This is a genomic window from Streptomyces turgidiscabies Car8 (assembly GCF_000331005.1).
In the GTDB taxonomy this organism is placed as follows: domain Bacteria; phylum Actinomycetota; class Actinomycetes; order Streptomycetales; family Streptomycetaceae; genus Streptomyces; species Streptomyces turgidiscabies.
In genome coordinates, this window is the sequence record NZ_AEJB01000556.1 from 1 (window position 1) to 11854 (window position 11854).

At 71.5% G+C, this 11854-nt stretch carries 12 protein-coding genes; 3 read left to right on the forward strand and 9 right to left on the reverse strand.

The features are described 5' to 3' along the window. Positions 1-756 (reverse strand): aldo/keto reductase (locus STRTUCAR8_RS39775; protein WP_006382051.1); only part of this gene is annotated, 756 nt, incomplete at its 3' end. A gap of 225 nt (positions 757-981) precedes the next feature. Between STRTUCAR8_RS39775 and STRTUCAR8_RS39780 the strand changes: the two genes are divergently transcribed. Next, positions 982-2367 carry a DEAD/DEAH box helicase gene (locus STRTUCAR8_RS39780; RefSeq protein WP_006382067.1) on the forward strand — a complete coding sequence of 462 codons (1386 nt, stop codon included), beginning with the start codon at positions 982-984 and terminating at the stop codon, positions 2365-2367. 60 nt (positions 2368-2427) lie between these two features. On the opposite strand, the gene STRTUCAR8_RS39785 is transcribed toward STRTUCAR8_RS39780, so the two are convergent. The 6 genes from STRTUCAR8_RS39785 to STRTUCAR8_RS39810 are packed head-to-tail and all read right to left on the reverse strand — an operon-like array spanning position 2428 to position 8338. Continuing rightward, positions 2428-2973 carry a hypothetical protein gene (locus STRTUCAR8_RS39785; RefSeq protein ID WP_006382060.1) on the reverse strand — a complete coding sequence of 182 codons (546 nt, stop codon included), beginning with the start codon at positions 2971-2973 and terminating at the stop codon, positions 2428-2430. Between the two features lie 33 nt (positions 2974-3006). Continuing rightward, entirely contained in the window at positions 3007-3933 is a 927-nt protein-coding gene (locus STRTUCAR8_RS39790) for an STM4011 family radical SAM protein (protein ID WP_006382070.1), read from the reverse strand. Between the two features lie 10 nt (positions 3934-3943). Further along, on the reverse strand, positions 3944-5320 hold the full coding sequence (locus STRTUCAR8_RS39795; protein WP_006382054.1) for an STM4012 family radical SAM protein: 1377 nt from the start codon (positions 5318-5320) through the stop codon (positions 3944-3946). Continuing rightward, on the reverse strand, positions 5317-6123 hold the full coding sequence (locus tag STRTUCAR8_RS39800; RefSeq protein WP_086025853.1) for an STM4013/SEN3800 family hydrolase: 807 nt from the start codon (positions 6121-6123) through the stop codon (positions 5317-5319). The genes STRTUCAR8_RS39795 and STRTUCAR8_RS39800 overlap by 4 nt, the downstream gene beginning before the upstream one ends. 31 nt (positions 6124-6154) lie before the next feature. Continuing rightward, on the reverse strand, positions 6155-7315 hold the full coding sequence (locus STRTUCAR8_RS39805; RefSeq protein WP_006382057.1) for an STM4014 family protein: 1161 nt from the start codon (positions 7313-7315) through the stop codon (positions 6155-6157). 54 nt (positions 7316-7369) lie between these two features. Next, positions 7370-8338, reverse strand: coding sequence for an STM4015 family protein (locus tag STRTUCAR8_RS39810; RefSeq protein WP_044473698.1), 969 nt, complete (start codon positions 8336-8338; stop codon positions 7370-7372). A gap of 260 nt (positions 8339-8598) precedes the next feature. Between STRTUCAR8_RS39810 and STRTUCAR8_RS39815 the strand changes: the two genes are divergently transcribed. Together STRTUCAR8_RS39815 and STRTUCAR8_RS39820 are read left to right on the forward strand one after the other, a co-directional pair. Continuing rightward, the gene (locus STRTUCAR8_RS39815) at positions 8599-8925 is read left to right on the forward strand and encodes a hypothetical protein (RefSeq protein ID WP_006382043.1); all 327 of its coding nucleotides are present in this window, start codon (positions 8599-8601) and stop codon (positions 8923-8925) included. An 80-nt stretch (positions 8926-9005) separates the two neighbouring features. Then, a complete protein-coding gene (locus STRTUCAR8_RS39820; RefSeq protein ID WP_006382058.1) occupies positions 9006-10034 on the forward strand; it encodes a DUF6745 domain-containing protein in 1029 nt (342 codons plus the stop codon). Between the two features lie 18 nt (positions 10035-10052). Here STRTUCAR8_RS39820 and STRTUCAR8_RS39825 read toward each other — a convergent pair whose 3' ends face one another. Together STRTUCAR8_RS39825 and STRTUCAR8_RS39830 are read right to left on the reverse strand one after the other, a co-directional pair. Continuing rightward, on the reverse strand, positions 10053-10781 hold the full coding sequence (locus tag STRTUCAR8_RS39825; RefSeq protein WP_006382068.1) for a hypothetical protein: 729 nt from the start codon (positions 10779-10781) through the stop codon (positions 10053-10055). Between the two features lie 106 nt (positions 10782-10887). Continuing rightward, on the reverse strand, positions 10888-11742 hold the full coding sequence (locus tag STRTUCAR8_RS39830) for a PaaX family transcriptional regulator (protein ID WP_267889079.1): 855 nt from the start codon (positions 11740-11742) through the stop codon (positions 10888-10890). Positions 11743-11854: the final 112 nt, after the last annotated feature.

The window sequence follows — 11854 nt, forward strand, 5'->3', positions numbered from 1 at the left end:
CACGACCACCGGTGACTTGGCGAGCATCCAGGCCAGGCACACGCGCTGCGGACTGACGCCGTGGGCCGCGGCGATCCTGGCGAAGGGGGCGTACGCCGAACCGAGGTCGCCGGCCCGGGAGATACCGCCGAGCGGACTCCAGGGCAGAAACGCGATGCCCAGCTCGTCGCACAGCCGCAGTTCCGGTTCGCTGGAGCGGAAGGCCGGGGAGAACTGGTTCTGCACGGCGACGAGACGTCCGCCCAGGATGTCGCCGGCCTGCCGGATCTGGTCCGGGTCGGCGTTGGAGATTCCGGCCATACGGATCTTGCCCTCGTCCAGCAGGTCCCGGACCGCGCCGACCGACTCCTCGTACGGGACCTTCGGGTCGGGGCGGTGGAACTGGTACAGCCCGATGGCCTCCACGCCCAGGCGGCGCAGCGAGGCCTCGCACGCCTCCTTGATGTGTGCGGGGGAGCCGTCCAGGGTCCAGCTGCCGTCACCGGGACGCAGATGTCCGCCCTTGGTGGCGACCAGGACGTCCGGGCCGCGCTCGTGCGAGGCGAGCGCCTTGGCGATGAGGGTCTCGTTGTGACCCACGTCGTCGGCGCGCAGGTGGTAGGCGTCCGCCGTGTCGATGAAGGTCACGCCTGTGTCGAGCGCGGCGTGGATGGTGGCGAGCGAACGGGCTTCGTCCGGCCGCCCCTCGATCGACATGGGCATGCCGCCCAGACCGATCGCGCTGACCTCCACGTCACCGATGCGTCGAGTCTGCATTGCTCGTGACCTCTTCCGGGTGTCGCGACGTAAGGATGTGCTTCACCACCCTTGCTCGCCGACGCCCAGAGGTCCAACAGGGGAATGCGAACGCATTCAGCACCCGCACCACTGAATCACGATGCCACCGCTGATAAAATGGGGTCACGCTTCGACACCGCCGGGGCCCGTGCCAAGGGGTACGGGCCCCGGCGCGTTGCGGGCGTCAGACCAGGAAGGCTCCTCATGAACGCCAAACCGTCGGCTCACAACGCGCCGCAGGGTGAGCTCACCACCCCGCGGACGGTGTCTCCGGGCCTGCCGCCTGCCGTGTCCTTCGACGCGCTCGGGCTGCCGCCGGAGCTCATGGAGACGATGGCGGGCCTCGGGGTGACGGAGCCCTTCCCGATCCAGGCGGCGACCCTGCCGAACGCGCTGGCAGGCCGTGACGTCCTCGGCCGGGCGCGCACCGGCTCCGGCAAGACACTCGCCTTCGGGCTCGCGCTGCTCGTCCGGACGGCGGGCCGGCGTGCCGAGTCCAAGCGCCCGCTCGCACTGGTGCTGGTGCCGACCCGGGAACTCGCGCAGCAGGTGGGCGACGCGCTGACGCCGTACGCGCGGACACTGAACGTACGACTGGCGACGGTGGTCGGCGGCCTGTCGATCAACCGGCAGCAGGCCGAGCTGCGGGCCGGCGCCGAGGTGGTCATCGCGACCCCTGGGCGGCTGACCGACCTGGTGTCGCGCCGGGACTGCGTCCTGAACCACGTGCGGATCACGGTGCTCGACGAGGCGGACCAGATGTGCGACCTGGGGTTCCTGCCCCAGGTGTCGGACCTCATGGACCAGCTCCCCTCCGACGGGCAGCGGCTGCTGTTCTCGGCCACGCTCGACCGCAACGTCGACCAGCTGGTGCGCGACCACCTCCACGACCCGGTGCTCGCCACGGTCGACCGGCTGGCGAGCTCGGTCGCCACGATGGAACACCACGTCCTGAACATCCACGCCGCCGACAAGTACGCGACCGCGACCGAGATCGCCGCGCGGGACGGCCGGGTGCTGATGTTCCTGGACACCAAGACCGGCGTGGACCAGTTCACCCGTCATCTGCGGGCCAGCGGGGTGCGGGCCGGAGCGCTGCACAGCGGGAAGTCGCAGCCGCAGCGCACGCACACGCTCGGTCAGTTCAAGGATGGTGCGATCACGGTGCTGGTGGCCACCAACGTGGCCGCCCGGGGCATTCACATCGAGGCCCTCGACCTCGTCGTCAACGTCGACCCGCCCGCCGACGCCAAGGACTATCTGCACCGTGGCGGGCGTACGGCGCGCGCGGGGGAGTCCGGAAAGGTGGTCACCCTGGTCACCCCGAACCAGCGGCGCGACGTGAACCGGATGATGTCCGACGCCGGGATCCGCCCGATGGTCGCCCAGGTGCGCTCCGGCGAGGAGAAGCTGACCGCCATCACCGGTGCGAAGCGCCCGCCGACCGAGACGAAGACGCACACCGGCAACGCGCCCTTCCGTGGCATCGGCACCCGCCCGGGCCGCCCCGCCAAGGAGTCCCGCAAAGCCGCCGAGGCCCGCAAGGCGGCCGAAGCCCGAGCGGCCGCCCGAGTCCGCAAGGGCCGCTGACACGGAGCTGAGAGCGGGCTGAAGCCTGCCTGGAGCGCCTGGCGCTGCTCCAGTCGGTCGTCAGAGGGCGAACGCCTCGGTCAGGCGCACGCTGTAGCCGTCCTCCTCCATCAGGACGACGGTGACCCCGAAGGGTGAGGGGTGGTCGATGTCCAGCGGGATGAAGGAGTAGTCGACGGCGGCCCGGACCGGGGGGATCAGTTCGCCGCCCGGCTGGGGTTCGGGTGCGGGGAGCCACTCCGGGTCGGCCGCGGCCTGCTCGGCGTAGGGGAACCGGTGCAGGGTGTGGCCGTCCTTCGTGGCGTGCACCAGGTTCAGGCACGGCGACGGGCCGGTGACCGGCAACTCGCAGGTGGCGGCGACGTCCTGCGTCTCCCAGGCGAGGACGACCTCGTCGGCACCGGCCGCCGCCGCGATGTTCGACAGCTGGGCGATGCCGGTGAGCGCGTCCTTGCCGGTCTCGACGGGACGCAGCCAGATCAGGCCGACCAGTTCACCGCGGACCAGCGGCATGATGACCGGGCGGGGCAGTTGGCCTTCGCCCGGGCCCGCGACGTACGCGTTCCTCATCGATGCGGCCAGGGCGTCCCAGGTCTGCGTGTCCACGAACTTCCTCTCACCAACTGCACGTTCACACGTTCACGATTCTGGCGACCCTGTCACGGCAGCCGCGCCGACGCCAGTTCGTTCCACCGGGACCAGCGGCAGAAGCGGCCGGTCGGGCAGGGCCCTCGGGACGCGTTCCAGGACGCCGCCCGCGAACACGTCGTACAACGGCAGTGTCTCCAGGTGCACGTATCCGATGTGGCAGTCGCACACCTCCGAGGGGCAGGCCCGTGGGCCGAGCGCGTCACGGTAGGAACCGTCGTACAGATTGCCGAGTTCCGCGCGGACGAAATGGCAGCGGCGCACCGTGCCCTCACCGTCCACCGAGAGCACCGACTCCCCGGTGCGGCACGGCAGGCCCGCCGAGCGGTGCGGATGGCGGCTGAACGGGAAGAGCGGGTCCAGCGCGGTCCACTCATCGGCCTGCTCGTCGGTGTAGGTGTGCCCCTCGGCCGCGTTGACCCACAGATAGACCTGTTCCGGGAGCTCCGCGCGCAGCCGCCGTGCGTGCTCCAGATGGTCCGGTACGCCGACGATGCCGACGCTGAAGCGGATCCCGAGCGCGGACAGCTCGTACGTCCTGGCCAGGAACCGTTCGTAGGGCGTCTGCCCGGGGTGGTAGGTGCACCACAGGGCGACGGTGTCGCGGTCCGCGTCCGCGAGCCAGTCGGTGCGGCAGCTCAGGTTGGTCTGGATGGCGACCCGGCGTATGTGCGGCTGACGGGAGAGTTCGACCAGAGCGCGCCGGTACCAGGAACGGACCAGGCCCTCGCCCCACGGGGTGAAGAGCACCGACAGCTCGTCCTCCCGCTGCGCGCACGCCCACGCGGTGAAGCGCTCCAACGCCGCGCGGTCGGCGCGCAGTTGCGCGGTGCTGTCGCGGCGCTTCGCGAACGGGCAGTAGGGGCAGTCGTAGTCGCAGGAGGCGAGCGGCCCGCGGTAAAGCAGCGTCAGATCCACCGGGCGCCTCTCACTTCGTCTCGTAGGCGGCCATGGCGTCGCGCACGTCCGGTGAGAAGAACTCCGGGCCGATGGCGTCCGAGTGGGCCAGCCCTTCGGCGGACAGACGCAGTCGGTGGGGCCGGTCGCCGTCGAGCCAGCCGCGCGCTGCGAGGGTGTCCAGCTCGGCGGGGAAGTCGTCGTACGGCTGCGAGCCGAACCGGAGCCGGTACTCGGCGAGGGGCATGCCCTCGGCCTGGAGGAGGGACTGCAGCAGGTGCCGGCGCCGTGCCTCGTCCTCGTCGACCCGTCTGCCGTGCAGGGCGCGGGAGAAGTCCTCCGTGGCGGTGTAGTCGTCGATGATGCCGCGTATCTCCCGCATCGAGACCGCGTAGTCGAAGGAGTAGTGCAGCCGGGAGGTGTACGAGCGGGCACCGCAGCCCAGACCGATCATGCCGTCGGTCTGGCAGGCGTAGTCGTCCGGACCCTGCGGCGGCGCGTCCGAGCGCCGGAACATCCGCATCGACACCTGCTCGTAGCCGTGGGAGAGGAGATGGTCGCGGCCCTCCCGGTAGCGGCGCAGCCGCTGCTCGTCCCATTCCCGGTCGGCCGACCCCGGATCGGTGTGGCGGCCGAGGCCGGTCAGGGGACGGATGTAGAGGGGGTAGAGGTAGATCTCCTCCGGGCGCCAGGCGAGGGCCGCGTCGAGGGAGTAGCGCCAACTGGCCGCCGTCTGCCCGTCGATGCCGTAGATCAGGTCGATGTTGAGGACCGGCACGGCGGCCTCGCGGATACGGGTCAGGGCCGCCTCGACATCGGACCTGTGCTGCGGGCGTACGGCGGCCCGCGCCTCCTCCTCGACGAAGCTCTGCACGCCGAGGCTGACGCGGGTGGCGCCCCGCTCGGCGAGCACGGCCAGCCGGTCGGCGGTGGCCGTGGACGGGGACGCCTCCACGGACAGGGGGACCGCCCGCAGGTCCACTCCCATCTCCTGCTCGGCGATGTCGCACAGCCGCTCCAGCTCCGCCGCCTCCAGAAAGGTCGGAGTGCCGCCGCCGAACGCTGCGTTGACGAACCGCGGGGGCTGCGCGTCACCCAGGGCCTCACGGACGGCGGCGGCCTGGCGCCGCAGGGCGTCCAGATAGCGGCCCGTCAGCCCGTCGGGCGCCCCGATCCGGGTGAACAGGTTGCAGAAGCCGCAGCGGACCTCGCAGAACGGGATGTGCAGGTACAGCGACAGCGACTGACGGGACTCGTCGGCCCACAGGTCCGCGAGCCGGGGCCCGGGGGCGAGCGGCCGGTAGGCGGTCTTGTGCGGGTAGGCGTACGTGTAGCTCTGGTACGGACGCGGCGGGTCGCCGGCGGTGTCCGTCGCAGAGGTGTCCGTCGAGGTGGCGGTGGGGCTCATACGGACGGCTCCAGGAAGAAGTGGCCGTAGGGCACGGTCCACACGGATTCATGGCCGAGGCGGTGACCGGTATGACCGTCGTCCCCGTAGGCGGTGCCGTGGTCGGAGCAGACGACGGCGAAGCAGCGGCGACGCGAACTCATCGCCGCGAACAGCCGCCCGACATGACGGTCGACGTACTCCAGCGCGGCGGCATGGGTGAGCCGGCTGTCGCCCGCCTCGCGGGTCGCGCCGGGCAGGTGGAACCAGTTGGGCTGGTGCAGCGCGGAGACGTTCAGGAAGAGGAACAGCCGCTGCTCGGGCGGCAGTTCGGACACCGTCTGCTCCGCGCGTGCCACCTGCGCCTCGAAGGAGGTGGGGGAGGCCACGGAGAACTCCGGCTCCCAGTGGCTCTCCTGGAAGAACCCGGGCAGTACGTCGCCCAGGGCGCCCTGCTTGTTGAAGAAGCCGACGCCGCCGACGCACACCGTGCGGTAGCCGTGCGAGGCCAGGCCGGACACGAGGTCGGGGGTGTCGAAGACGTATGTGCCGTCCGCTGTCGTCTCGCTGCCCGCGAACCGGGCCGCGAACAGCCGCGGATGCGGCCCCGGCGCCGCCGGTGTGGGCAGGAAGCCCGCGAACATCGCCTGGTGGGAGGCGTAGGTGAAACTCCCGGGCGCGTGGCGCTTCTCCCAGGTGCCGCCCGGCAGATGCGCGGTCAGGTTGGGCAGCCGTCCGGCGGCGGCGAGTTCGACGGCCACGTCGTGACGGAGGGTGTCCAGGGTGAGCAGCAGCAGGTCGTCGCGGCCCACCACCTGGTTCATGTCCGGCCCGGCGGCCGGGTCGGGAAGGGGCTCAGGCGGTGGCATGTGCGGTCCTCGGAAACGTGTGCGATGGAACGGATGGAAAGGGTGAGTGGCCGGGGGTGAACGACGTGGCCGCGGCGACCTGTGCGGCGTACGTGTCCAGGCCCTCCGCCCCGCTGCCGGGGAGGCCGGTGAGGCGGGGGAGCAGGTCGCCGAACGCGTTGACCTCCCCGACGGCGAAGCGGCGCCAGCCGATGGCCGGCAGCAGATCGACACCGACGCACAGGGTGCCCGGGAAGCAGGCCGCGGCCCGCTCACTCGTTTCGAGGGCGGTCGCCCAGCGGTCACCGGCGAGCGCCCGTACGGCCGTCAGGTCGCCGCGCGCCCCGCCGAGATGCAGATTGGTCAGCGGGGACCGGCTTGTGCGGACCACGGCGTGGGTGGCCCGGCCGCCCACGACCACGATGCGCAGATCCGCCGACCGGCCGCCGAGCGACGCCTTCGGCAGCCACCGCTCGATGTGCAGCCCGTCGGGGGCGAGGGTGTCGACGATCGCGGCGATCTCCCCTTCCTCGGTGTAGCGGCGCACGCGCAGGGAGTTGTGCAGCCGGCCCTCCCCGGTCCGCTCCACGGACGTGGTCGCGCGGATGCGCCCCGACGCGGTCGTCTCGATCGCCAGGACACCGGAGGCTGAGGAGCCGTGCGCGAGCTTGACGAACACCCGCCGCAGGCCCGCCTCCTCCATACGGACGCGTACGTCCGCCCAGTCCCGCACCGGCGCCGCGCCCCCGGAGGTGGGGGACGGCGGTACCGGCACGTCCGCCCGGACGAGCCGCTCGTGACAGAGCCGTTTGTCGAACATCACGGCCAGGTCGAACGGGTCGTCCAGCCGTCGCCCGCCGCGCAGCGAGGCCACGCCCTCCAGGAACCGGCCGTACCAGCGCGCGGAGCCCTCCACCCGCGTCGGATCGTCCACACCGCGCAACAGGACGTCCACCTCCGCGCTCTCTCCGGGGGAGTCGAGGCGGACGAGTTCGTCGTCGGCGAAGTCGTGTCCCCCGTCGCGTAGTACGTCCCGCCACTCGACCACGCGAGGCGTGCCATGACCGGCGGCCTCGGTGGCCGCCGCGAACAGGTTCACCCGGCGGTTGTCCCCGTTGGCGACCACCGCCCACCTCGGCGAGACGCTCCCCGCCTCCGTGTACCGCATGCCGCTCACCCTCCCCCTGCCTGCCCTGATCCGCTTCGTCCCGGCGCCGTCGTGCTACTCGCCCACCGCGACGAAACGCCAGACCGTGCCGTCGTCCTCCTCGTCGGAGTCGGCGTCGTCGGGATCGGCGTCGACCACCACACCGGCGGGCTCCAGCGTCTGGAGCAGCCGTGTACGCAGCGCTTCACTGAGGTAGTTGTGGTGCAGGTCGAGCTTCTTCAGATGGGTCAGCGGCTGACCGCTCAGCAGGGCTGTCGCGCCTTCGTCGGTGAGTACGCCCATCGAGACGTCGAGCACCTCCAGACGCGCCACCACCGGCGCGGACGCGAGCGCCGAGCAGACGGCGTCCTGGATCTCGCTGTTGCGCAGCGCGAGCCGCCTGAGGCCGGGCAGCCGGGTGCCCGCGAAGAAGGGCTCCAGGTCGGCCACGTCGGCGTCGCCACCGTACTCGGACGTGCCCAGCCACAGGTCGAGTTCGACGAGGGCGGGCAGATCGCTGCCCGCGATGCCGCGCACCACCTCGATGGGCAGACCGCCGGTTTCGACGGTCAGGGTGCGCAGGCGCTCATGACGGACGGCGGGAAAGACCAGCTCGTTGCCGCCGCGGACCCCGAACTCCTCCAGATCGGGAAAGGCTTTCAGCAGGGGAGTGACGTCGCCCTGGGTGATCCAGGAGATCTCGCACTCCTCCGACAGGACGTCGGCCAGGAACAGGCCGCGCAGAGCGGGCAGTCGGTCGCGGGCCGCCACCAGCGCCCCGATCACCTCGTCGGGGCCGCTGTCGTACATGTCGCTCCACGCACCGACGATCAGCGCGCGCACCTGCCGGGTGTCGACGGTCTCCAGGAAGCGGGCGAAGGCCTCTTCCCACTGCTCCTTGGCGTCGTAGGAGTCGGCCGCGATGCGCCAGGCGACGGCCTCGGGCGACGGAAGAGCGGACATGTCCGCCGGAGCGTCACCGGCTTCGGGAAAGGTGAAGGCCGGCAGGCCGTGGAATTCCCCGAGGTGGCTACCGAGTGTCATGCGTGCGTGCTCCCTGATCCAGAGGCCGGTGGATCGGCGGTCGTGGTCCTGCGCCCGGCGCGCGCCGACCGCGTCCAGGTAGAGGAGTTCTACCAAGCCCCACTGACAACGCCGCGAACAGGGGGGCCTCCTGGGCAACCCCGACAACCGGTCGGCGAGCCGCGGACGGCCGCACACCACACCGACCAGGACCGATTGTCAGTGGTCGCCTCTACGTTCGTTCCCATGGCACACGGAGTGCCGCATCGGGAGGGAGACCCATGTACCGGCAAGGAGACGTACTGATCGTGTCGCTGGCCGAGGGCGCGGTGCCGGAGTACGCGCTCGACGCGGCGTCAGAACCGCGTGACGGTCGGGGCAGACTCGTCCTGGCCCTCGGTGAGGTCACCGGCCACGCCCATGCGGTGGCCGGTCCGGGGCGGCTGATCCGTGAGGCCGGCGTGTTCGGGCCGATGCTGCTGCACGTGCCCGAGGGCGCGCGTGTCGTGCACGAGGAGCATGCGGCGATCTCCCTGCCGAAGGGCTGGTACCGGGTGATCCGGCAGCGGGAGTACATCCCGGGTTCGGTGCGCGTCGTCGCCGACTGAGACACCGGAACCCACGGGCGAAGCGTAGGACCGGGCGGCACGGGGATGCGGCCCGGCACGGTACTTGGAGAGGAACGGCGTTGACGGATCAGGGCAGTTGGCGGACGGCGGCAGCGGCGACGGGACCGGGTGACCGGGCGGCGGCCGAGGAGGGCGTCCGGTTCGCGTACCGGCGTGCGGGACTGCCGGAACCGGACCGCATCCTGTGGACGCGCTCGCCCCGCGAAGCCGTACGGATGCTTCTGACGGCCGCTCACCCGGACGGTTCGGCGCTGGGACCCCTCGGTGCCGGCGTCCGCGACGCGGTGCTGGGCGCGCCCTGGGCGGCGGAACGGGCGCGGCTGCACACGGAGTTGGGCCCGGAGCGGTGGAGCGGGCACTGGCGGGCCACCGGAGCGGGCCTGTGGGACTCGACGAGCATGCTGGTCGACCGGGTGCGGGCGGGAGTAGTCGAGGAGCTCGCCGCCGACCGGCGGGAGGAGGCGCAGGTCCGCGTGCTGCTGCTGGACGCCGCGCTGGGACAGCACGACGCGGCCTGGCTGTGCGCGTTCGAGTCCGGCGACGACAGCCCCCTGGCGGGCCTGGCCGCCGTGGCGCGTGAAGCGGGCTGGTGGTGGCCCTACGAGAAGACGGCGATCGTCAGTGAACGCCCCCTGGCCCTGCACCGCGACGAGGCGGGCCGCCTGGACCGCGGCGACGGCCCGGCGCTCGGCTACGCGGACGGGTTCGAGCTGTACGCCTGGCGTGGCATGCCGGTGCCACGGGACTTCCTGGACGAGCTGACCGCGCTGACCCCGGAGCGGATCCGCGGCGAGGAGAACGCCGAACTCCGGCGCGTGATGCTGGAGTTCTACGGCTACGACCGCTACCTGGACGAGTCGGGAGCGAAGCCCGTCCACCGTGACGAGACCGGGGTGCTGTGGCGGGTCGAACTCGTCGGCGACGAGGACGTGGTGATGGTCGAGGTCGTCAACTCCACACCCGAACCCGACGGGACGAGCCGCACCTACTGGCTGCGGGTGCCGCCGACGACCCGTACGGCCCGCGAGGGCGTGGCCTGGACGTTCGGCCTCGGCGCGGACGTGTACGAGCCGTTGCGGCAGACATGACCGCGGTCGGGCCGGACGTCAGGCCTGCTGCAGCTTCCCGAGCTGGGCGGAGACCAGTTCGGCCGGTACCTCGGCGGCCGAACCGGTGCCGCTCACCGCGTAGAACATGACGACGGTGGCGCCACTGCGCACGACCACGAAGGCGTCGGGGGAGTCGCCCTGGGTCTGCAGGCCGAAGGCGACGGCGTCGTCGCCCGCGTCGGGTGCGGTGGCCGACCTGACGGTGGTCCGGGCGGGTACGCCGCCCTCATAGGCGGTGCAGTCCTTCAGGGCGGTGCGCAGGCCGTCGAGGATGCCCTCGGCGTCCGGCTGGTCGTAGGCCATCAGGCCGATGGTGGTGGCGGAGCCCGCCGACGAGCCGGCGGTGGCGTAGGCGAGCAGACCGAGGAACTGCTTCGGCGCCGGCTTGGGGGACGCGGTGCGCATGTTCTCCAGCGCCTGGCAGGCCGCGGGCCTGGCGGTGCCGCCGCCGGCGGGCTTGGCAGGGAAGTCGGTGATCTGGAAGCCGTCCACCTCTGTGCCGGACAGTGCGGCCGACTTCAACCCGGCCGCGTCGAGCGGGTCGGCGGCAGCCTCCTGCTCCTGCGCGGACGCGGACGGCGAGGTGGACGCGGGCGCGGAAACGGACGGTGATTCCGACGGGGAGGCCTTCGCGTCGGAACTGTCGTCACCGCCGCCGCCCCCGCATCCGGTGAGCAGCGTCGCTGTGCAGAGGAGTGCTGCCAACTTGACCTGTCTTATGGGCACTTGGTGACTCCCTGATCTCGATTCCGACCGAATGGATCAGCATTGCTTCATACGTGCGGTGGTGGGGAGTTTTTACCGACACGTGATCTTTGCGTGGGGTCGGCGCTCAGGGCACCTGTACCGGTGCGGTCTCCAGGAGTTCGCCGGCCATTTGGCGGGCGGGGGCATCCGTCTGTCGCGCGATGCGGTGGAAGGTCTCCTGGGCCGCTCGGGCAGGCCAGTCGGGAGGCAGGTGGCCGGCGGGCAGCCTCGGGTCCGTGCGGATGGTGTCCAGCCATTCGCTGATCACGCGCAGCCGGACCCCGAGCGGGTCGTCGGCGCCGGTGCCGGGCCAGCCGGACCAGCGCTGCTCGAACTCGGCGTACCGGGCGCCCACGCCGGCCAGGTCCCAGGTGTCACGGATCATCAGGCCGATGTCGGTGGCGTCGTCGGCTCTGGCGTGGAAGATCTTCACGTGGGCGGCCAGGCCGAGTTCGGAGACGAGCGCTGAGGCGTCGATGTCACCGGGAGCGATCCACAGCCCGCTGTACAGGGCGCCGAAACCCGACCAGGTGAGCCGGGAGCGCAGATCGTGCCGCTGGCGCTGCCAGGATTCGGGGAGCGAGAAGCCGAGCAGTGTCCAGGTGCCGTCCCACTCCTCGTTGACGGCGCCGGTCTGCCAGAGGCGCCGTTTGCCGTCCATGAGGATCTCGGCCGTCTGCGGGGTCAGGCCGAAGTACATCCTGCGCCCATGGCGCTGACGCTGCAGCAGGCCCCGGTTGACCATGCGGGTGAGGGTGGACCTGACGGCGTGTTCCCCGACTCCGGCGCGGGCGAGCACATCGATGATGCTGCCCGAGTACACGTGTCCGAGCCCCTCCTCCAGAACGTAGCTGCCGAAGAGGGCGAACATGAGCGACTGGGGGCGCGGCTGCGGTCCGGCGGAGGTTTCCTCGGCGGCCTTGGTGATCTCGTCGTGCACGTCGGAAAGGGTACGGCCGCCCGGCGGATCCCCGGCATCGGGGGGGACGGGCGAGGTCACGGCGATGTCGGGCCGACGGCGCCGTGGATTCTCATGCGGGGCTGCACAGACA